The 20,321-nt window shown below is 74.8% G+C and carries 22 protein-coding genes; 11 read left to right on the top strand and 11 right to left on the bottom strand.

Going from position 1 to position 20,321, the window contains the following annotated elements:
* Positions 1 to 145 precede the first annotated feature (145 nt).
* The 7 genes from CHR28_RS06115 to chpG form a co-directional block, all read right to left on the bottom strand.
* Positions 146 to 1,012, bottom strand: a complete 867-nt coding sequence (locus tag CHR28_RS06115) for a tyrosinase family protein (RefSeq protein WP_094052424.1) — start codon at positions 1,010 to 1,012, stop codon at positions 146 to 148.
* Positions 996 to 1,517, bottom strand: a complete 522-nt coding sequence (locus tag CHR28_RS06110; RefSeq protein WP_094052423.1) for a tyrosinase family oxidase copper chaperone — start codon at positions 1,515 to 1,517, stop codon at positions 996 to 998. Before CHR28_RS06110 ends, CHR28_RS06115 begins: the two co-directional genes overlap by 17 nt.
* Positions 1,518 to 1,623: 106 nt before the next feature.
* Complete coding sequence (locus tag CHR28_RS06105) at positions 1,624 to 2,142, bottom strand: hypothetical protein (protein ID WP_094052422.1); 519 nt, start codon at positions 2,140 to 2,142, stop codon at positions 1,624 to 1,626.
* Positions 2,143 to 2,287: 145 nt separating this feature from the next.
* On the bottom strand, positions 2,288 to 2,893 hold the full coding sequence (locus tag CHR28_RS06100) for a vitamin K epoxide reductase family protein (protein ID WP_094052421.1): 606 nt from the start codon (positions 2,891 to 2,893) through the stop codon (positions 2,288 to 2,290).
* A gap of 7 nt (positions 2,894 to 2,900) precedes the next feature.
* The gene (locus tag CHR28_RS06095) at positions 2,901 to 3,185 is read right to left on the bottom strand and encodes a hypothetical protein (protein WP_094052420.1); all 285 of its coding nucleotides are present in this window, start codon (positions 3,183 to 3,185) and stop codon (positions 2,901 to 2,903) included.
* 172 nt (positions 3,186 to 3,357) lie between these two features.
* On the bottom strand, positions 3,358 to 3,981 hold the full coding sequence (locus tag CHR28_RS06090; protein ID WP_094052419.1) for a hypothetical protein: 624 nt from the start codon (positions 3,979 to 3,981) through the stop codon (positions 3,358 to 3,360).
* Positions 3,982 to 4,238: 257 nt separating this feature from the next.
* A complete protein-coding gene (gene chpG, locus CHR28_RS06085; RefSeq protein ID WP_062926927.1) occupies positions 4,239 to 4,478 on the bottom strand; it encodes a chaplin ChpG in 240 nt (79 codons plus the stop codon).
* A gap of 490 nt (positions 4,479 to 4,968) precedes the next feature.
* Between chpG and CHR28_RS06080 the strand changes: the two genes are divergently transcribed.
* The 8 genes from CHR28_RS06080 (at position 4,969) to CHR28_RS06045 (ending at position 14,773) form a co-directional block, all read left to right on the top strand.
* Positions 4,969 to 6,132: a glycosyltransferase family 4 protein gene (locus CHR28_RS06080; protein ID WP_094052418.1), complete on the top strand. Its 1,164-nt coding sequence runs from the start codon at positions 4,969 to 4,971 to the stop codon at positions 6,130 to 6,132.
* Positions 6,129 to 7,553, top strand: coding sequence for an exopolysaccharide biosynthesis polyprenyl glycosylphosphotransferase (locus CHR28_RS06075; RefSeq protein WP_094052417.1), 1,425 nt, complete (start codon positions 6,129 to 6,131; stop codon positions 7,551 to 7,553). Before CHR28_RS06080 ends, CHR28_RS06075 begins: the two co-directional genes overlap by 4 nt.
* A 5-nt stretch (positions 7,554 to 7,558) precedes the next feature.
* Positions 7,559 to 8,902 carry an O-antigen ligase family protein gene (locus CHR28_RS06070; protein ID WP_094052416.1) on the top strand — a complete coding sequence of 448 codons (1,344 nt, stop codon included), beginning with the start codon at positions 7,559 to 7,561 and terminating at the stop codon, positions 8,900 to 8,902.
* 515 nt (positions 8,903 to 9,417) lie between these two features.
* On the top strand, positions 9,418 to 11,130 hold the full coding sequence (murJ, locus tag CHR28_RS06065; protein ID WP_256984143.1) for a murein biosynthesis integral membrane protein MurJ: 1,713 nt from the start codon (positions 9,418 to 9,420) through the stop codon (positions 11,128 to 11,130).
* Complete coding sequence (locus CHR28_RS06060; protein WP_094052414.1) at positions 11,114 to 11,875, top strand: polysaccharide deacetylase family protein; 762 nt, start codon at positions 11,114 to 11,116, stop codon at positions 11,873 to 11,875. Before murJ ends, CHR28_RS06060 begins: the two co-directional genes overlap by 17 nt.
* The gene (locus tag CHR28_RS06055) at positions 11,872 to 13,023 is read left to right on the top strand and encodes a glycosyltransferase (protein WP_094052413.1); all 1,152 of its coding nucleotides are present in this window, start codon (positions 11,872 to 11,874) and stop codon (positions 13,021 to 13,023) included. The genes CHR28_RS06060 and CHR28_RS06055 overlap by 4 nt, the downstream gene beginning before the upstream one ends.
* On the top strand, positions 13,020 to 13,670 hold the full coding sequence (locus CHR28_RS06050) for a lipopolysaccharide biosynthesis protein (protein WP_094052412.1): 651 nt from the start codon (positions 13,020 to 13,022) through the stop codon (positions 13,668 to 13,670). Before CHR28_RS06055 ends, CHR28_RS06050 begins: the two co-directional genes overlap by 4 nt.
* Positions 13,667 to 14,773, top strand: coding sequence for a GNAT family N-acetyltransferase (locus CHR28_RS06045; protein ID WP_094052411.1), 1,107 nt, complete (start codon positions 13,667 to 13,669; stop codon positions 14,771 to 14,773). Before CHR28_RS06050 ends, CHR28_RS06045 begins: the two co-directional genes overlap by 4 nt.
* Before the next feature lie 35 nt (positions 14,774 to 14,808).
* On the opposite strand, the gene CHR28_RS06040 is transcribed toward CHR28_RS06045, so the two are convergent.
* On the bottom strand, positions 14,809 to 16,185 hold the full coding sequence (locus CHR28_RS06040) for a glycoside hydrolase family 26 protein (protein ID WP_179272320.1): 1,377 nt from the start codon (positions 16,183 to 16,185) through the stop codon (positions 14,809 to 14,811).
* A gap of 121 nt (positions 16,186 to 16,306) precedes the next feature.
* Between CHR28_RS06040 and CHR28_RS06035 the strand changes: the two genes are divergently transcribed.
* Positions 16,307 to 17,521 carry a carboxylate--amine ligase gene (locus CHR28_RS06035; protein ID WP_256984142.1) on the top strand — a complete coding sequence of 405 codons (1,215 nt, stop codon included), beginning with the start codon at positions 16,307 to 16,309 and terminating at the stop codon, positions 17,519 to 17,521.
* Positions 17,522 to 17,561: 40 nt separating this feature from the next.
* Positions 17,562 to 17,768 carry a hypothetical protein gene (locus tag CHR28_RS06030; RefSeq protein WP_094052410.1) on the top strand — a complete coding sequence of 69 codons (207 nt, stop codon included), beginning with the start codon at positions 17,562 to 17,564 and terminating at the stop codon, positions 17,766 to 17,768.
* Positions 17,769 to 17,818: 50 nt separating this feature from the next.
* On the opposite strand, the gene CHR28_RS38750 is transcribed toward CHR28_RS06030, so the two are convergent.
* The 3 genes from CHR28_RS38750 to CHR28_RS06015 all read right to left on the bottom strand — a co-directional run bounded on the left by CHR28_RS38750 (position 17,819) and on the right by CHR28_RS06015 (position 19,621).
* Complete coding sequence (locus CHR28_RS38750) at positions 17,819 to 18,652, bottom strand: chaplin (RefSeq protein WP_094052409.1); 834 nt, start codon at positions 18,650 to 18,652, stop codon at positions 17,819 to 17,821.
* A 115-nt stretch (positions 18,653 to 18,767) separates the two neighbouring features.
* Positions 18,768 to 18,995: a chaplin ChpD gene (chpD, locus tag CHR28_RS06020; protein WP_094052408.1), complete on the bottom strand. Its 228-nt coding sequence runs from the start codon at positions 18,993 to 18,995 to the stop codon at positions 18,768 to 18,770.
* Positions 18,996 to 19,225: 230 nt separating this feature from the next.
* A complete protein-coding gene (locus tag CHR28_RS06015) occupies positions 19,226 to 19,621 on the bottom strand; it encodes a rodlin (RefSeq protein WP_094052407.1) in 396 nt (131 codons plus the stop codon).
* Positions 19,622 to 19,865: 244 nt separating this feature from the next.
* Between CHR28_RS06015 and CHR28_RS06010 the strand changes: the two genes are divergently transcribed.
* The gene (locus CHR28_RS06010; RefSeq protein ID WP_094052406.1) at positions 19,866 to 20,261 is read left to right on the top strand and encodes a rodlin; all 396 of its coding nucleotides are present in this window, start codon (positions 19,866 to 19,868) and stop codon (positions 20,259 to 20,261) included.
* The last annotated feature ends 60 nt before the right edge of the window (positions 20,262 to 20,321 follow it).

Raw genomic sequence — 20,321 nt, 5'->3', positions numbered from 1 at the left:
CGGACCGGCGCCCAGGTGCAGTGAACCCGCAGGGGCCGGGCCGACTCCCCGGCTCGGGGAACCCGCAGGGGCCGGGCCGACGCCCCGGTGCGGTGGACCCGCGCGGGTCGGGCCGGTGCCCCGGTTTCGTGTACCGGGGCCGGTGTCACGCGTAGCGGTAGATCCGTCCGTGGTCCTCCAGTTGCTCCGGTGTCACGTCCCACGGCGGCAGCTTCTGGTTCCGCGCCACGACCCGCCGGTACTGCGCGCTGCTCGGCCCGGGCGGCTTCGCCGGCAGGTAGCGGTGCTCGCGGTGGCGGCGCTGCCAGCGGGACCACACCAGGTCGATGAAGGCGTGGTGCATCCAGAACACCGGGTCGTTGACGGAGGCGCCGCCGACCATGGCGCCGCCGACCCAGCGGTGCACCCGGTTGTGGTTGTGCCAGGAGGCGCTGCCCCGCCCGGTGCCCCAGCCCTCCAGCTTGTTGCGGAAGCCCTTGCGGACCGTCGAGTCCCAGGGCGAGGCGTCGTAGAGCGGGTCCTTCAGGGCCCACTCCAGTTCGCTGCGGGTCGGCAGCTCGATGGGGTCGCGGGCGCGGCCGAGGTCGCGGGTGAGGAACTCCTCGTCGGTGACGCCCTCCTTGAGGGTCCAGTTGCCCTCCGCGTAGGCGAACGGCCCGGTCGTCACCTGGCGGTCGGAGCGCCGTCCGTTTCCGCCGAGGAGGTCCGCGGTCCAGGGCGTGGCCGTGGGCGAACGGTCGCGCGTCCAGTCCCAGTACGGCACCGACACCGAGGAGTCGACCTTGCGCAGGGCCCGTTCCAGGTCCAGCAGGAACCGCCGGTGCCAGGGCAGGAAGGAGGGCGCCATGTGGGCGGTGCGCAGCCCGTCCTCGCCGTCGGCGGTGTAGTACTCGATGTGCGTGCGGACGAACTCGTCGTACTCGCCGCGCCGTTTCACCTCCAGCATCGCCTTCACGAACCGGCGCTTCTCGGTGCGCGTCAGCGTGCTGACGTCCTTACGCGTGTACACCATGAGGGTCCCCCTCCTGGTGCCGGCCGGGGCCGTGGCCGGGCAGGTCGCGCAGGTGCCGCCCGGGGCCGAGTTCGTCGACGGCCGCTCGGGTCGCGGCCAGGGGGGTGGGGTAGGAGCGGTAGTGGTCGACCATGCTGAGCCAGCTGCCGTCGGCGCGGCGCATCAGGTGCAGCGGCCGTCCGTCCACGGTGACGTGCCACTCCATGTCCCCGACGGCCTGCTCCGGCGCGGGCACCGGCACGCCCCGGATGCGGCGGCCCCGGTAGATCTCCTCGAACATGCCGTCCCCGGCGAGCACGTCCGTGTTCTTGCCCCCGAAGTCCCCGGGCTCCCCCAGTGCTCCGGACTCCTCGGAGCGGGAGAGCGCGACGACCGGGACGGCCGCGGCGCCGAGTGCCGCGACCACGAGCCCGCGCATCAGGCCCCGCCGTGTGGGCCGCTTGTCACCCTCGGGCGCCGGCCCCGCCTGCGCGCCCACCGGTACTCCGCCGACTCCTACGACCATGCTGTGCTCCTCGATCCGCTCGGGCTGTCGTAGCGGTAACCGCCCGAAGGCCCCCGCGGTCACCGCCGCGGGGGCCACACGAGAACTCCCGCCGGGACCCGGCGCCCTACAGGCCGGGGCCGACACCCAGGTCCGCGGTCGGGACGGTCTGCACCAGCGGCGTCAGCACGCCCGCCTGCGGCAGCTTCGCCTGGGGCAGGCCGAAGCCGTCCGCGTTGGGCGAGGTGAGCGGGGCGTCGACGGACAGGCCCGGCGCCAGCGTGCGCAGGTCGGAGGCGGGGGCGTCGACGCCGATGTGGTCGAAGCCGGCACCGAGGACGTGCGGCAGGGGCGCCCGCAGGTCGGCGCCGGGCAGTCCGCCGTGCACCGGCAGCTGCGGGATCGCCCGCTCCGGGATGAGCCGGCCCTCGACATAGCGCGGCCCGTCGGGCGAGCCGGGCACGGGGACGGGCAGTTCCCCGGTGGCTTCGGGCAGTTCCACGTTGAGGGCCTTCTCGGCGCCGCCGAGCGGCACGGGGACGGGGACCGTGCCGACCGCGGCGGCGGGGGTCGCGGTGGCGGCGCCGGCCGCGGCCGCCACACACGTGATCACTGCGGCGAGGGTTCCTCGGGTGGTCGACTTCATCAGGGGTACGGTCCCTTTCGCGTGTCGGGGCTCAGCGTGCGTACCGAGTAACGAGCCGGGGAACCGCACCAGCGCACAATTCCCCCGACTGCCGCAGTAATACGACGGACCGGCCCGGCGCGGTGCCCGTCAGCCCCTCAGCCCGTCAGCCCGTCCAGAAGTCCCACCAGCGTGTGAGGACCAGCATGCCGACGACACCGACGTGCAGCACCGGCGGCACCCAGGTGAACTCGTCGAGGAAGCGCCGCAGCGGGGCGGGCGCGGGCAGGAAGGTGTGCCGCACGGCGAACGACGTCACGTACCAGAACAGGGGGATCGTCGCGAGCCACGCCAGGGCGCACCACAGGCACAGCGCGTTGATCCGGTACAGCGACTCGAACTGCAGCCAGGTCACGAACCCGACGCCGAACAGGCATCCGGCATCGAAGGCCAGCCAGTACCAGCGGGGGAAGCGGGCCCCGGCCAGCAGGCTCACGCCGACGCAGACGACGACGCCGTAGGCGACCAGTCCCAGCATCGGGTTGGGGAACCCGAAGGCCTCGGCCTGGTCGCTCTCCATGACGCTGCCGCAGGACACCACCGGGTTCAGGCTGCATCCGGGGGTGAAGTCCGGGTCCTGCAGCAGCTTGACCTTGTCGAGGGTGATGATCCAGGACGCCAGCAGTCCGGCCGCCCCGGTGACGACGAGCAGCAGGGCGAACGCCCGGCCGGCGCCCGCCGTGTGCGCCGCCGCGTGGGCGGGTGGGGTCACGTCCGGGTCACTTCGGCAGGGGGAGTCCGCCCAGCAGGCCGCCGCTGCGGTTCAGCTCGGTCGTCGCCTGCTTGACGGTGCTGAGCACGGAGTCCTCGTTCTCGGTGTCGAGCGCGTTCGACTGGTGCTTGAGCGGCATCGGGTCGATGGGCTCACGGGTGAGGGCGTTGACGGCGCCGTTGAGGCTGGTGGGGGTGACGTGCGCGGGGTCGTAGTCGGCGTGCGCGGGTGCGGCACCTGCGACGACGGCGAGGGAACCGGCAACGACGGCGGCGGCCTTCAGGGACTTCATCGTGGTCCTTTCCTGGGCGACTCGGGTCACCGTGTAGGGGGAATTTCCGACGCCGTGCCTAACGAGGCCCGTACGGAGCGGAAACCCCGTCGCCAGAACCTCATATGAGTCGCTGAAACAGAAAGTCGTGCCGGTCCGGGGGGGACCGGCACGACCTCGGGCGGGCCAGACGTCAGGGGGACTTCGGCAGGGAGGGCAGGCCGGCCAGGTCGGGGGCGGGCAGCTCGCTGCCGACCAGGGTCGCGGCGACGGTGTTGACCAGGCCCGTGACGACCGCGCTGACGGCCGGGGTGACCTGGGCGCTCTCGCCGGAGGTGACGGCCTTGTGCAGGGTGCCGGTGGCCTTCTCCAGGGCGTCCAGCGCCTCGCTCACGAGCCCTTCGGGCACCTCGGCGCGGTCCTCGACCGGCGCGGGCAGGGTGCCGGCCTGCGGCAGGGAGCTGCCGGGGGCGGTGGTGCCGGGCGCGGTCGCGGCCGGGGTGGCGGTCGCCTGGTCGATGGCGTCCTGCACCGAGGTGCTCAGCCTGGCGGCCTCGGAGGGCGGCAGTTGCCCGCCGTCCGCCTTGAGCACGGCGGTCAGCAGGTCGGCGACCGGGGTGAGCACGCCGCCGAGGTCGCCCAGGCCCTCGACCTGGCCGAGCAGTGCGTCCGCGTCGGGGACGGGAGCCCGGGACGCCGCGTGGGCGCGCTCCGGGACGGAGGCGCTGTCGGCGGCCGCGGCCGCGGGCCCGGTGACCCCGAGCAGCAGCGTGGCGCAGAGCGCGGGAGTCGCGAATCGCCGTGCGGGCAGACGCATGGGGGTTCCTTTCGGTGTGCGTCGGATCTTGTGCCCACCGTGCGAGCGGCGGCAACGCTCCGCAACCGAGCGAACGCACCAGGTCAGCCCCGCGTCCGCGGGCCCGCAGCGTCCCCGCTGGTGAGGCGGCGTACGGCGACCGGCCCGCCGGACCGCGCGCCCGCCCCCGTTCGGGGCAACCCGCCGGGTGACGCGAACCGGCCGCCCTCCCGCATGGGTCCCGCGGGAGGGCGGCCGGTCAGGGTTCCGGAACGACGTCAGTCGTTCTCGCACTCGTTGCCGAACGCCGGGTTCAGCAGGCCGATGATGTCGACCGTGTTGCCGCAGACGTTGACCGGGATGTGCAGCGGAACCTGGACGACGTTGCCGGACAGCACGCCCGGGGAGTGGGCGGCCGCGGCCTGCGCGCCGGCGTCGGCGGCGGCGATGCCGGTGCTGCCCGCGACAGCGGCAGCGGCAGCGGAGGTCAGGACCAGGCCCTTCGCGATACGCGACATGGAGAGGTGCTCCTTGGGGTTGACACAAACATCCGGGCGGATGCCCGGCGCTGTGTCAACGCGTGGCGTGCGCGCGAGTTGTGCCGCCAAAGGAGTGATCTCGCCCTGGTGGCCCTCTTCACGATTCCGACACACATGCCCGGTTTCTCCGCAATGGTACGGGTGCCGACTACAGTTGCGGACCACCCAACGCACCCCGACAGCAAGCACATCGCACGGATGACGGCCCTCTGACACGTCTCACGAAAGGCCCCGCCGGCCCCCGCCGGTCCCCCGCGGACCGCAGACATCTCGCTTGTCCTTTCGACCGGCCCCCCGGGGAGACCACGTTCCGCCAACCCCTGCGGTGCGGTGGTGACCAGGTGGCCGTCCGGCTCGTTGCCCAGCGGGACGCGGCGTGCGCCGGCGCGGCTTTCGCCGCTGCCGGCACCCGGCAGCGAGGCGCGTTCCCGCCGTCCCGAGCGCCGTCCGTGAGCGAGGAAAACCGCGCATGCACCTGCCCCCGACCCACCCCGAGCCACGGGTCCTCCACGTCACCCAGCCCGTGGACGGCGGTGTCGCCCGCGTCGTGACGGACCTGGCCCGGGCCCAGCTCGCCGCCGGCCTGCGCGTGACCGTCGCCTGCCCCGACAGCCCCCTCGCGGCCCGGCTCGCGGCGCTCGGCGCGGACGTGCGGCTCTGGGCCGCCACCCGCGCCCCGGGGCCGTCGCTGAGGGGCGAGGCACGGCGGCTCGCCGGGATCGTCGCGGACGTCCGGCCCGACCTGGTGCACGCGCACAGCGCGAAGGCCGGGCTGGCCGGGCGGCTCGCCGTACGGGGGCGGATCCCGACGGTGTTCCAGCCGCACGCCTGGTCGTTCGAGGCGGTCGGCGGGACCACCGCGGCCCTCGCGCGCGGCTGGGAGCGGTGGGCGGCGCGCTGGGCCGAGCGGGTGGTGTGCGTGAGCGAGGCCGAGCGCCGTCTGGGTGAGGCGGCCGGGGTGCGCGGGCGGTGGAGCGTCGTGCCCAACGGCATCGACGTGGAGCGCTTCCGCCCGGCCGACGCCGGCGCCGTCCGGGCGAGGCTGCTGCCGGACGTCGACGCGCGGGTGCCGCTGGTGGTCTGCGTGGGGCGGCTGTGCCGGCAGAAGGGGCAGGACGTCCTGCTGACGGCGTGGGAGCCGGTGCTGCGGCGGGTGCCCGGGGCGCGGCTGGTGCTGATCGGCGACGGCCCGGACCAGGGGAGGCTGCGGGCGCTGGCGCCCCGGTCGGTGCGGTTCGCCGGGGACGTCACCGACGTCGTGCCCTGGTACCAGGCGGCGGACCTGGTCGTGCTGCCCTCGCGCTGGGAGGGCATGGCCCTGGCTCCGCTGGAGGCCATGGCGTGCGGGCGGCCGGTGGTGGTGACGGACGTGGGCGGGGCCCGGGAGAGCCTGCCGCCCGGCCTCGCGCCGCACTGTCTGGTGCCCGCCGTCGCCCCGGCGGCCCTGGCCGCGGCCGTCGCGGCGCTGCTGCCGGACGCGCCGCTGCGCGCGTCACTGGGCGACCGGGCACGCCGGCACGTCCTGACCACGCACGACGTACGCCGCACGGCCCAGGCGGTCGCGGACGTCTACCGGGCGCTGCTGGACGGGCGCGCCGTGTCCACCGAGCACAGGGAGTCAGTCCACTCGTGACCGCGGAAAGCACCGTCCCCCCTCCCGCCGGACAGCCCCGGGACCTCGGACTCACGCCCCTGACGCTGCTGCCGCCGCGCGGCACCGCGGCGGGTTTCCGCCCGGCCGCCGGCCGGCCCGCGGCCCGGCCCGTGTCACCGCTGCCGCTGCTCGCCGCGGACGGCACCGCCGCGGTGCTGGGCGCGCTGGCGCTCACCGGCGCCCAGCGCCACCCGCTGCTGCTGGCCGTGCTGGTGGCCTTCTCGCTGCTGCTGCGTCCCCGCCGGCCCGCGCGCGTGCCGGCGCTGCTCGACGAACTGCCCGCCGTCAGCGCCCGGATCGCCGTGGCCTGGCTGGCGCTCGGGGCGTTCACGGCGGCCTGGTCCCCGCAGCACGTGCTCTCCGCGCGGACGCTGCTCGCCGGTTTCCTGCTGCAGACCGCGGTGAGCTGCGCCGGCCGTGGCGCGGTGCACGCCCACCGGCGCGCGGAGCTGCTGCGCCGGCCGCGGGCCGCGCTCGTCGTCGGGCCCGCCGCGACCGCGCAGCGGGTCGCGGCGGCCGTGCTGCGCCATCCGCGCTACGGCGTACGGCCGGTGGGGGTCGTCGCCGACGCGCCGGACGGCGCCGAGGGGCTGCCCGTGCTGACCACGGGCGAGGAGGTCCAGCGCGCGCTGATCCAGAACGGGGTGCGCGAGGTGCTGGCCGTGCACCCCTCGGTGCGGGTCGGGCAGGGGCCGCTGCTGCGGGCGCTGGCCGCGTCGGGCTGCACGGTGTGGGAGATCGACCCGGACGTGCCGTCGTACCGCTCGGGCGACCGGCTCGCCGGGTTCTCCTGCCGTCGCCTCGACCTCGGGGCGGGGCCGCGCGGCGGCGCCGGCAAGCGGGTGCTGGACGTCGTGGTGTCGGGGGCGCTGCTGCTGCTGGTCAGCCCGCTGCTGCTGGTGTGCGCGGTGGCGCTGCGGGTGAGCGGCGGGCCGGGCGTGGTGTTCCGGCAGGAACGGATCGGCAAGGGCGGGCGGCCCTTCACGCTGCTGAAGTTCCGCACCCACCGCCCGGCCGACGAGCACGAGTCGGCGACCCGCTGGAGCGTCGCGGACGAACGCCGGATGCCGTGGTTCTGCCGCTTTCTGCGCCGCACCTCGCTGGACGAGCTGCTGCAGCTGTGGAACGTGCTGCGCGGCGACATGAGCCTGGTCGGGCCGCGGCCCGAACGCCCCTACTTCGTCGCCCAGTTCGGCCAGACCTACCCGGGCTACGCGGCGCGGCACCGGATGCGCACCGGCATCACGGGCCTGTCGCAGGTGCACGGGCTGCGCGGCGACACCTCGATCGAGGACCGGGCACGGTACGACAACGCGTACATCGACGACTGGTCGCTGTGGCAGGACGTCTGCCTGCTGCTGCGGACGGCGGCCGCGCTCGTGCGTCCGACGGGGAGCTGAGCGGGATGACCCGGGTCGGGGCGCACGCGCCCGTTCTTCCCCTGCTGGCCGTCGTCGTCCTGCTCGCGCTGCCGCTGGGGCCGGGCGGCGACGGCGGTGCGGGGCCGGCCGACCTGGTGTCGGCGCTGGTGGTGCTGTACTGCGCGGTCCGGCTGGTCCGCGACCGGCGGCGGCCGCTGTCCCGGACGGCGGCGGTGGTGCTGGGACTTCCGGTGCTCGGGGTCGCCGTCGCGGCGATGGGGGCGGTGTCGCCGGGCGAGGGGCTCACCGGCCTCGGCCGGTACGTCCAGGTCTTCGTGCTGGTCCCGGCGGCGGTGCTGCTCCTGGTGCGGGACCGGGCCGACTTCCGGCTGCTGGCCTGGTCGTTCGTGGGGCTGGCGGTGTGGCAGGGGGCGGTCGGGGTGCACCAGTACGCGACCGGGACCGGGGCCTCGTACCAGGGGCGGCCGGTGCGGGCGGTCGGCACGTTCGGGGCGCAGGACGTGATGGGGATGGCGACGGTCGTCTCGCTCGGGCTGGTGTGCGCGGTGGGGCTCGCGCTCGGGGCCGGGCCGGTGCGGCAGCGGATCATCGGTCTCGCCTGCGCGCTGGTGCTGCTGCCGCCGCTCGCGCTGTCCTTCAGCCGCGGGGCGTGGATCGCGACGGCGGTGACGGTCACGGCGCAGCTGCTGCTGTCCGGGCTGCGGCGGGCGTTGGCGGCCGGGGCGGTGGTGGCCGCGGTGAGCGTGATCGTGGTGGGCGGTCTCGGGTTCGGCACGGCGATGCTGCAGGAGCGGATCAGCAGCATCACGCAGGTCGCGGACGCGCCCGACCAGTCGGTGACCGACCGGTACACCATGTGGGCGGCGGCGACCGGGATGTGGGGCGAGCATCCGGTGACCGGGGTGGGGCTGAAGGGCTTCCCCGAACACCGGGACTCGCACGCCTCCCTGGCGCTGTCGGCGGGCAGTGACACGGAGGGCGCGGGCGCGGCCTTCCGCAAGCAGCCGCTGCTGTCCCCGCACAACATGTACCTGCTCATCCTGTCCGAGCAGGGCCTGCTGGGGCTGCTGGCCCTGGCGGGCAGCTGGCTGGCGCTGCTGCTGTGCGTGGTGCGTGCCCTGTGGCGCACCCGGCGGTCCGGCGCCCCGGGCCTCGACTGCGGCCTGGTCGCCTGCGGCCTGCTGGTCTGGCAGCTGACGGACTTCGCCTACGCCGACATCGGCGGCCCCTCCACGGTCCTGACGGCGATGTGCTTCGGCCTGGCGGCGTGGTGGGGCCTGACCACCGCGCACACCCGGCCGCGACCCGACGAGGGCGGCGCCGGCTCCGACGCCCGGGCCCTGGCGAAAGGGGCACCGGCACGATGACGCTGACGCCTGAACAGACCGGCCCGGGCGGGGGAACGACGGTTCCCGGAGCCCCGGGCACACGCCGCCCGGTGCCGCCCGGCGACCACGCCGCCCCCGGCGAGACCTCGCCGGTCCGCCGGACGCCCCCGGCACCCCAGCCCCCGGAAACGACCGACGGCCGGACCTCAGCCGCGCCGCAAGCCACGGTTCCCAAGGCGCCCCCGGCACCCCAGCCCCCGGAAACGACCGACGGCCGGACCTCAGCCGTGCCGCAGGCCACAGTTCCCAAGGCGGCCTCGGCACCCCTGCCCCCGGAGACGACCGACGGCCGGACCTCAGCCGTGCCGCAAGCCACAGTTCCCAAGGCGGCCCCGGCACCCCAGCCCCCGGAAACGACCGACGGCCGGACCTCAGCCGTGCCGCAAGCCACAGTTCCCAAGGCGCCCTCCCCACCCCAGCCCCCGGAGACGAGCACGACCCCCACCACCCAACCGCCCCCGGCCGGTGGCCGGACCGCGGCCGGGGCTCGGGGTGTGGCGCCCGCGCGTGCGTCGGCCGGTCCCGTCACCCCCGGCCCCCCTGTCTCCCCGCGTCCCTCCCCCGCCGACGCGCCCGTCACCCGTGGGTTTCTCGCCCGGGCCGCGCTCGTCACCGCGGTGTGCTCCGCCGCCGGGGCCCTGCTGGGGCTGGTGCGGGATCTGTCGCTGGCGCGGATGTTCGGGGCCGGGAGTGAGACGGACGCCTTCCTCGTGGCGTGGACCGTGCCGGAGTTCGCCGCCACGCTGCTGATCGAGGACGGCCTGGCGATCGCGCTGATCCCGGCGTTCAGCATGGCCCTGGCCCGGCGGGCACAGGGCGCCGGCGGGGACCCGGTCCGTTCGCTGGTCGCCGGTACGCTGCCCCGGCTGTCCCTGGCCTTCGCCGCGGTCGCCGCGCTCCTGGCCGTCTGCGCCCCGCAGCTCGTGCGCGTCCTGGCCCCCGGCCTGCCCGACCCGGCGCTCGCCGTGGACTGCACCCGGCTCACCGCGACCTGCGTGCTGACCTTCGGTCTCGCCGGGTACTGCAGCGCGGCCCTGCGCGCGCACCGCCGGTTCCTCGCCCCGGCGGCCATCTACGTCGCCTACAACACCGGCATCATCACGGCCGTGCTCGTGCTGGGCGGGCGGTGGGGCGTGCGCGCGGCGGCGGCCGGGGTGGCCGCGGGCGGCTGTCTGATGGTCCTCGCCCAACTGCCCGTGATGTGGCGCGAGCTGCGGCGCGGCCCGGGGTCCGGGCCGGGGTCCGGGCCGGAGTCGGGACCGCCCGGCGGTGCGGACGGCGGCGGCCGGCCCATGGGGCTCGCCCTGCTCGCCGCGGTCCTGCTGTTCGCGCTGTGCCGCCAGTCCCAGGTGCTGATCGAGCGGTTCCTCGGCTCCGCCCTGCCCGCCGGCGCCATCTCGCACCTCAACTACGCGCAGAAGGTCGCCCAGATCCCCATGACCCTGTCGCTGATGCTGTGCACGGTGACCTTCCCGGTCATCGCCCGCGCCCTGGCCGACGGCGACACCGAGCGGGCCCGCGCCCGCGTGGAGCGGGACCTGGCGCTGGCCGCCTGCCTGGTGCTGGCGGGCGGTGCGATGGTCGTGGCCTGCGCGCCGCAGCTGGTCGAACTGCTCTTCCAGCGCGGTGCCTTCACCGCCGAGGACACGACCGCGACGGTCCGGGTGATGCGCGTGTACGCCCTCGGACTGCTCGCGCAGACCCTGGTCGGCGCCCTGATCCGCTCGTACTTCTCGGCCGGCCGGGTCACCTGGTACCCGCTCGGCGCGATGGCCGCGGGCCTGGTCGTCACCGCCGCCGCCGGCGCCTGGGCGGTGGGCCCCTGGGGCGTCATCGGCATCGCCGCGGCGAACGCCGCCGGCATCACCGTCACGGCCGCGCTGCTGCTCGCCGGGATGGGCCCGCGCGGCATTCCGATCCGCACCCGCCGCGTCCTGGCCGGGCTGGGCCGCCCGCTGGCCGCGGCGGCCGCGGCGACCGCCGCCGGCGCCTGGGTGGCGAGCCGCCTCGCCTCCCCCGCCTCTCCCGATCCCACGGACCTCGCGGGCTCCTCCGGCTCGCCCCTCCTCGCCCTCACCGCCGGCGCCCTCACCGTCGCCGTCGTCTTCCTCACGCTCGGCCGGGCCCTGGGCGACCAGGGCTGCCGCACCGCGCTGACCTCCCTCCGTTCCGTCTCACGAAGGCTCCCTCATGGCCGCTCCCGTTGACTCCCCGGACACCGGCACCCGCACCAGATCCGGCCCGGTCCTGTTCGTCGCGATGTACCACTCCGTCGGTGACCCCACGGACGACCCGTACCGCATCACGGTCTCGCCCGAGCGGCTGGACCAGCAGCTCGGGCGGCTGCGGCGGCGCGGACTGCGCGGGGTGTCCATGGCCGACCTGCTCACCGCCCGGGCCCGCGGCGAGGGGAAGGACCTGTACGGGCTCACCTTCGACGACGGCTACGCCGACTTCGTCACCGAGGCCCTGCCCGTGCTGCGCCGCCACGGCTGCGGCGCCACCCTGTTCGTCCTCCCGGGCCGGCTCGGCGGCGAGAACGCCTGGGACCCGCTGGGCCCGCGCAAGCCGCTGCTGACCGCCGACGGCGTGCGGCAGGCGGCGGCCGAGGGCGTCGAGATCGGCTCGCACGGCCTCACCCACGTCGACCTGACCAAGGCGGACGACGTCACCCTCAGGTCGGAGGTCGAGGGCAGCAGGACCGTGCTCGCGGAACTCACCGGAACGCCCCCGGCCGGCTTCTGCTACCCCTACGGCACCGTCGACGCGCGGGCCGTCGACGCCGTGCGGGACGCGGGCTACACCTACGGCTGCGCGATCGACCCGGGCCCGCTCGGCGGCCCGCACGCGCTGCCCCGGGTGCACATCGGGCAGAACGACACCCCCGTACGGCTGTTCCTGAAGTACCGGCTGCACCGGTTGCGCCGCCGACCCGTCGAGGAGCCGCGGTGAGGGCCCTGCACATCATCACCGGCCTCGGCGTGGGCGGTGCCGAGCAGCAACTGCGGCTGCTGCTGCGGCACCTGCCCGTCGACTGCGACGTGGTGACGCTGACCAACCCGGGCGCGGTGGCCGCCGGCCTGCGCGCCGACGGGGTGCGCGTCCACCACCTCGGCATGGCCGGCAACCGCGACCTGGGCGCACTGCCCCGCCTGGTCCGGCTGATCCGCTCGGGCGGCTACCAGCTGGTGCACACCCACCTCTACCGCGCCTGCCTGTACGGCCGGATCGCCGCGCGGCTGGCCGGGGTCCGGGCGGTGGTCGCCACCGAGCACTCCCTCGGCGACTCGCAGATGGAGGGCCGCCCGCTGAACGCGGGGGTCCGCGCGCTGTACCTGGCGGGCGAGCGCCTGGGCCGCACCACGGTCGCCGTCTCCCCCACCGTCGCCGCGCGGCTGCAGAGCTGGGGCGTGCCCGGGCCGCGCATCGAGGTCGTGCCCAACGGGATCGACCTGGCCCGCTTCCGGTTCGACGCGGCCCGCCGCCGGGAGACCCGCCGCCGGCTCGGCCTGCCGGACGACGCGTATGTGATCGGCGCCGTCGGCCGGCTCGCGCCAGGCAAGCGCTTCGGCGTGCTGATCCGGGCCCTGGCCCAACTGCCGCCGGACCACCGCCTGCTGCTGGTCGGGGGTGGCCCGGAGGAGGATGTGCTGCGCCGCACGGCCCGGGCCGCCGGGGTCACCGACCGTGTGCTGTTCACCGGGGAGCGCCCCTGTGTGCCCGACGGCTCACCCGGCCCCGACCTGCCGTCGCTGGCCTCGGCGATGGACGTCCTCGCCTCGCCGTCCCCGGAGGAGGCCTTCGGCCTGGCGATCGTGGAGGCCCTCGCCTCCGGCCTGCCGGTCCTGTACGCCTCCTGCCCGGCCCTCCAGGACCTGCCCGCGTCGGCGGCGCCCACCGCCCGGCGTGTCACCGGCGGCCCGGAGGCGTTCGCCCGCGCTCTGGCGGACGTACGGCGGCAGGGCCCCGGGCAGCGCACGGTGCCCGAGGCCGCCCGTCACTACTGCATCACCCGCAGCGCCGCCCGGCTGATGGACGTGTACGCCGCCGCGGTCGCCCGTCCCCTGTCCCCCTCGCTCCAGGAAGCCCGCACCTCATGACCGACACTTCCGCACGGCAGCACCGCCCGGTCACCGCCCTCACCAGGTCCCTGCCCCCCTGGTCGCTGCTCGCGGCCGGGGCCGTGGCAGGCGGTCTGCTCGGCGGCACGTACGGCCTGGTCAGGACCCCGCAGTACACGGCGACCAGTTACGTCGTCGCCGTGCCGACCCAGAAGTCCGACACCGCCACCGCGCTCGGTTTCGCCCAGGCCTACGGGCGGGTCGCCCCGCAGCTGGCGGTGCTCGGGGACGCGCAGGTGTGGGCGGGGGTGCCCGTGTCGACGCTGCGCGAGAGCGTGCGCACGGCGACCTCGCCGGACGCGCCGATGGTGTCGGTCACGGCGACCTCCTCGCGTCCGGACCTCGCCGCCGACATGGCCGACGCGGTGGCCCGGGCGCTGACCCGGCACGCCGCGGACACCGAGGATGCCACCCGCGTCGAGCTCCAGCAGTTCGCCCGCGCGGTCGAGCCGGCCGAGCCGTCCTCGGCCTCCGCCCGGGTGACGGGGCTGGTCGGGGCGAGCGCGGGCGGGCTGCTGGGCGGGCTCGCTGTGCTGGTCCGGCCGCGGCGGGCCGCCGAGACCGGCGGGCGGCACGCCTCGGTGCCCGGCCCGGCCGTCGCCGCCGACGCGCACGGACAGCTGTGACGTACACCGCGGAACTGGTCACCGCGGAGCGGGACTTCGCCGCCCTCGCCGCCGACTGGGACCGGCTGCACCGGCGGTACGCCCACGCCACGCCGTTCCAGAGCCACGCCTGGCTGCACTCGTGGTGGCGGTCGTACGGCGGGCGCGGCCGGCTGCGGCTGGTGCTGGTGCGCGACGACCGCACCGGCGACCTGGCCGCCGCGGCCCCGCTGACCCTGGTCCGGCGTCCCCTCCCGGCGCTGGTGCCGCTCGGCGGGGCGATCTCCGACTACGGGGACGTCCTGCTGGACGACGGGCACGGCGAGGGGGCGGTGGACGCGCTCACCGGCGCGCTGTCGGCCGCCGCCCGCACCGCGCTGATCGACCTGCGCGAGGTCCGGCCCGGCGCGGCGGCCGAACGGGTCTACGAGCGCTGGCCCGGGCCGCGCGGCCGGGTGGACGACTCGGTGTGCCTGGAACTGCCGGCCGTCCCCATGGGAGAGCTGATCGCCCGGCTGCCGTCGAAGACCCAGCAGCGGCTGCGCGCCAAGCTGCGCCGGCTGGACGCGCTCGGTGTCCAGCGGCGGGTCGTCACCCCGGGCGAGGTGGAGCCGGCGCTGCTGCGGCTGCTGGAGCTGCACCGGCTGCAGTGGCAGGGGCGGAAGGTGACCTCGGAGCATCTGCGGCCGCGGTTCCGTGAGCACCTGGTGCGCTCGGTCGGGCCGATGGTGCGCGGCGGGGACGCGGTGGTCACCGAGTTCCGGCTGGACGAGGAGGTGGTGGCCGTCGACCTGACGCTGCTCTCGCCGCGGCTCGCGGGCGGCTATCTGTACGGTGCCCACCCGCGGTTGCGCGAGCACAAGGCGGACGTGGCGGCGATGCTGCTGGACTCGACCGCCACCCACACCAAGGACGGCACCCTCGGCACGCTGAGCCTGCTGCGCGGCAACGAGCCCTACAAGCACCACTGGCGCCCGCTGACGGTGGTGAACCAGCGGCTGCTGCTGGCCCGGCGGCGCACGGCACCGCTGCTGGCGGCGGCGCTGTGCGACGCGGGGGCGCGCCGCCGGGGCAAGGAACTGCTGCACCGCGTGCGGGAGCGCGACCGTGGCGGCCGGCCCTGACCGGGTCCGCCGCCGGCCGCGCTCCCGGCCCCGGGCTAGCGGGTACGCGACCACCAGTCCAGGCGCAGGCAGAGCTTGCCGCCCATCCAGTACTCGACCCAGTCGCCGAGGTTCAGCGGCGAGCAGTTCGCCGGGCGCTCGGGCTCGGGCACACTCGGCCGCGGGGTGGGGGTCGGGGCCGGTGGCCGGGCCGGGGTGCTGGGGGCCGGAGTGGTGTCCTCGTCGCGGCCGAAGAGGAAGGTCCGGTAGACCTCGGAGGCCCGGGGATTGTCGTCGCACTGCCACACGCCGTGCGGGCAGTAGTCGGTGAGGGTCTGGTACAGCGGCTTGTGCTCGTCCATCCACGCGAGCATGCGCTTCATGTAGTCGGCGTTGTCACCGTTGCGGAAGAGTCCCCATTCCGGGAAGGAAATGGCCTTGCCGTGGGCCTTCGCGAATTCCACGTGCTGCTGCAGCCCGTAGGGTTCCTTCACCTGTTCGTCGAACGACATTCCGCGCGGCTGGTCGTAGGCGTCCATGCCGATGATGTCGACGGTGTCGTCGCCCGGGTAGCACTGCGTCCAGGGCACGGCGTCCCGGCCGCGGCTCGGGGTGAAGTCGAACCGGAACTTCTGGCCCGGCACCGCGCGCATGGTCGTCACGATCCTGTTCCAGTACTGCTTCCAGGCCTCCGGGTCCGGCCCGCAGCGGTGCGTGTAGGTGATGCCGTTCATCTCCCAGCCGAGCACCAGCACGGTGTCCGGCACGCCGAGTTCCACCAGCCGTTCGGCGAGCGCGCGGAAGTGGTGGTCGTACCGGCCGGCGGCGCCCTCGCGCAGCAGCCGCCGGACCTCGTGGTCGGGCACGCCCTCCTCGTTGCGCTCCAGCATGGGCACGTTGAGGACGAGGAGCCGGTCGGCCTGCTCGCGGCGCCAGTTGGCCCACACGTCGAGGAAGCCGGGGCGGCCCTCGATGTTGCTCCAGCGGTCGCCGGGCAGGTAGGTGTGCCCGACGCGCAGCTTCGCCCCGCCGAGCCAGGCGCTGAGCTGGGCCATGCGGGCCACGCCGCGCGGGCCGTAGTCGAGGTAGGCGCCGAAGGCGGGGGCGGGTGCGGTGGGCGTGGTGCCGGGTGTCGTGCTCGGTGCCGTGCCGGGTGCCGTGGCGCCCGGCGTGGGCGTGGTGCCGGGTGCCGTGCTCGGTGCCGTGCCGGGTGCCGTGGCGCCCGGCGTGGGCGACCCGTCCGGGACGGCGGGCGCCGCGGGCGCCGCCGGGGTGGCCGCCGGTGTGGCCGCTGGTGCGGGTGGTTCGGCCGGGCGGGCCGCTCCCGTTCCCGCGACGACCGTGTGGCCGGACGCCAGTGCCGCCGTCGCTGCGACCGCCGCCGCGACGAATGCCAGCCTCCGGGACCGTGCGCGTCGCTGCCGTGTGGCCATGGCCGCCCCTTTCGTTCATCTCCGCTTACTGACACTCAGTCATATGAAACGGATTCACGCCACGCCGCTGAGGCTTTCGAGTGGCCCCCTCGCCCGCACCGGTGACTCAAGTTCGAAGGAAATGCCCGTGTCGCTGCTCGACATTCGTGTCCCCGCGGTTCTGCTGCGGATCGACCGGAACCCGTTTCACCACGGAACGCTGGGCGCCGTGCGCTCACTCGGCCGGGCGGGCGTGGACGTGCACGTGGTCGCCGACTGCGCGGGAAGTCCCGTACGCCATTCCTGTTTCGTGCGCGGGCTGCACGCACCGCCGCCGCCCGGCGCGTCCCCTGCCGAGATCGCGCGGGTGCTGCGCGGGGTGGCCGCGCGCCTCGCGCGTCCGGCGGTGCTGATCCCGATGGACGACGCGGGCGCCGTCGCGGTGGGCCGGATGCGCGAGGAGCTGGCGCCGGCGTATCTGCTGCCCGAGACGGACGGGGCGCTGCCCGAACGCGTCGCGGACAAGGCGGAACTGGCCGAGGTGTGCACCGCGCTGGACGTCGCGCACCCCGAGACGCTCGTGCCGGACAGCGCGGACCGGGCGGCCTCGGCCGTGGCGCGGCTGGGGCTGCCGGTGGTGGCGAAGTGGAGCAGGCCCTGGCTGGTGCCGGCGGGCAGCGGGCTGCGCAGCACCGTGCTGGTGCGCTCCGCCCGGCAGGCGCGGGAGCTGTTCGCGCGCGCCGCGGAGGCGGGCAGCCGGCTGCTCCTCCAGGCGTTCCTGCCACCGGGCCCGGACCGCGACTGGTTCTTCCACGGATACGCCGACCGTTCCGGGCTGGTGCGGGCCGGCGGCACGGGCCGCAAGCAGCGCGCCCGGCCGCGCGGGGCGGGTCTGACGTCGGTCGGCCGCTGGACGGCCAATCCGGAGGTGCGGATGCTCGCCGAGCGCATCACCGGGGAACTGGGCTACCGCGGCATCCTCGACCTGGACTTCCGCCGCTGCGGCACGACCGGCCGCTACCACCTGCTGGACTTCAACCCGCGCCCCGGAGCCCAGTTCCGCCTCTTCACCGACACGGCCGGGGTGGACGTCGTGCGGGCGCTGCACCTGGACCTGACGCACCGCGCGCTGCCGGAGGGCGCACCGCGGCCGGGGCGGGCGTTCGTGGTGGAGAACTACGCGCCGCTGAGCGCGTTGCGGCCCGCGCCGGCCGGGCGGGAGCTGGCCTGGCACGCCCCGGACGACCGGGCGCCCGGCCGGGCGATGTGGCACCTGTGGGGCCGGCACGCGGCCGGGCGGGTGCTGGAGCGGCTGCGCCCGGAGCCAATGGGGTGGTTCACCCGCCTGGCGCGATAGAAGTACGCGCTTTCCATATAGAAATGTCTAATTTGTTCCTATGACTCACATGAAGCGCACCGCCACGGTGCTTTCCAGCCTCGCTCTGAGTGCCGCGCTCCTCGGCGGCACCGCGACGGCCTCGGAGGCGGACATCCTCCCCCAGGTCGCCCACTCGAAGGACCAGGAGTGCAGGGAGCACGACAGCCTGGGCCTGTTCCTGCTGGGCATCCCGCTGCTCGGGTTCTTCTACCCGGGCGACTGCTGACCGCACGGCTTTTCACGGGTGCCGGGCGCTTGCGTCCGGCACCCGTCGTGTCAGCGGTGGGACGCGGCCCGGCCCCGCCGGTAGAGCACGACGCCGCCCGTGATCAGCGCGGCACTGCCGGCCGCCGCGCCGAACAGGGCCTCGGCACCGGTCTCGGGGAGACTGGGCGGCTGCTCCGGGCCACCGGGGGGCGTGTGGTGGCCTCCGGGGGGCGTGCCGGGAGGCGTCTGCGGGGGTGTGTGCGGAGGCTTGGCCGGCGGGGTGTGCGGAGGCTTCGTCGGGGGTGTGTGCGGGGGCTTGGTGGGCGGGGTGTCGCCGTATCCGTAACCACCGTCGTCGTCACGCCCGTAGCCACCGTCGTCGCCACGCCCGTAACCGGCGCCGTCGTCGTGTCCGTACCCGCCGCCGTCGCCGTCGTGTCCGTAGCCGCCGTCATCGCCGTCGTGTCCGTAGCCGCCGCGGGGCGTGTCGCCGCCGCCGTGCGACCGGTCGCCGCCGTCGCCGGGGGGCAGGTCGCCGTCGTCGCCGGGCCAGTCCCCGCCGTCGTCACCGTCGTCGCCGGGCCAGTCGTCACCGTCGTCGTACGCCGAGCCGCCGGCGGAGTCGTGGTGGCCGCCGTCGCCGTAACCGCCGTGCCGGTGCGAGTCGTTCGCGCAGGAGTTGCCGAACGCCGGGTTGAGCGCGGCGACCACGTCGACGGTGTTGCCGCACACGTTGACCGGTACCTCGACCGGGGCCTGGATGTTGTTGCCCGACGCGGCGCCCGGCGAGCCCTTGGCGGCTCCCTCGGCGGTCGAGTCGGCGAGGGCGGCGCCGCCGCACAGGGACAGGATGCCCGTCGCGGCCGCCGCCGCGACCATTCCCCTGCTCAGGGTCTGTCGCAATCTCGTTGCCTCCTGCTCGTGGAGTGCTCGTAGAAGTGGGAAAGGCCGGCCCCGGAGCGAACGGTGTCCTCCCGGGGCCGGCCAGGTCGCAGCCGGTGCTGCGTGTGTTACCGCGTCAGTCGTTCTCGCACTCGTTGCCGAACGCCGGGTTCAGCAGGGCGATGATGTTCACGGTGTTGCCGCACACGTTGATCGGGATGTGCACGGGAACCTGGATCACGTTGCCGGAGAGGACACCCGGAGAACCGACCGCGGCACCCTGGGCGCCGGCGTCCGCGATGGCTGGGGTGGCCATCCCCAGGGCCATGATCGCGCCCGCGACGACAGCAGCGCTCTTCTTCATGAACTTTCCCTTCTCTGCAGTCATGCCCCTTTGTCGGCCGAAGCCGAGCGAGCACAGCCGGAACGGCTCGCACCATGACCTGCAGCCTGCAAACGAGGAATTGACATCCGAAGAAACTAAGGAACGTACGGGGCGAGGGAATTCACTCGAATGCCCCCGCTGAAATCCCGGGTACGGCCGGGCGGCCCGCCGTGGATCCGGCGAGCCGCCCGGGCTGCGTACGAAACGGGTCAGTCGCCGTTCGCCGAGAGGACCGACAGGTCCTCCAGGATGTGGTTGAGCGCGCCGTCGCGCTTGCTGTTCGTGGAGTTGTCCGCGCACTGCTGCTGGACGTGGTCCGACAGGATCGGGATGTCCTGGACCACCACGCCGATGAGGGCGGCGACGCCGACGTCGAGGTCCTGAACGGCGAGACAGGGCTTGTTGAGCGTGCCGTCCACCAGCGAGAGCTGAGGGCTCATGTCGCCCTTGGTCGCCGAGTTGCCGAACGACGACGAGGCGCCGTTGCCGTTGGCGACGGACGGTCCGGAGTCGTCCCCGACGGCAAGAGCCTGGGGAGCTGCCGCCACCGACATTCCGATGACACTGGCGGCGGCCGCCGCGGCGACCATTGCCTTCTTGAGCACTTCGCGTTCCTTTCCTCGTAGCGACGCATGTCCTACGGCCTCATCAACCCGGCTCCGGATGATTGGTTGCGGGTGTTCACCCGGTTGGCCCGCAGTGCTCCAAATCCCTGATAATCAACGGGGAAGAAGAACACACAAACTGTCCTCGCATGGGCTGACAGAGTGATGAGGAGAAACCATGCACCGCCCAGGCAGTTGACCAGAACGCTCCGGAGGACGGGGTTTCCTCAGAAAGGACTGGTCAGTGATCAAGAAGGTTATTGCCACCGCGGCGATCGCCGCTTCCGTCATGGGAGCCTCCGCTGCCGCGGCACCGCAGGCGCTCGCCGTCGGCGACGACAGCGGACCGTCCGCCGTGAACGGCAACGGGGCGATGCAGAGCTTCGGCAACTCGTCCACGTACGGCAACATGAGCCCGCAGATGGCCCTGATCCAGGGCTCGTTCAACAAGCCGTGCATCGCCGTGAACGACCTGCCGATCGGTGTCGGCGCGCTCATCGGTATCCCGATCCAGGACATCCCGATCCTGTCGGACCACCAGCAGCAGCAGTGTGCGGAGAACTCCACCAACGCCAAGCGCGACGGTGCGCTGGCGCACCTGCTGGAGGACGTGTCGATCCTGTCGGCGAACGGCGACTGACGCGACGCGCGCCACAGGGGCGGGCCGCCGGGCGACTGCTCGGCGGCCCGCCCCCTTTTG

The organism is Streptomyces sp. XY006 (assembly GCF_002237655.1).
GTDB classification, from domain to species: domain Bacteria; phylum Actinomycetota; class Actinomycetes; order Streptomycetales; family Streptomycetaceae; genus Streptomyces; species Streptomyces levis.
The sequence above is the reverse complement of the archived record's forward strand: the minus strand, read 5'-3'. Positions and strand labels throughout refer to the sequence as shown.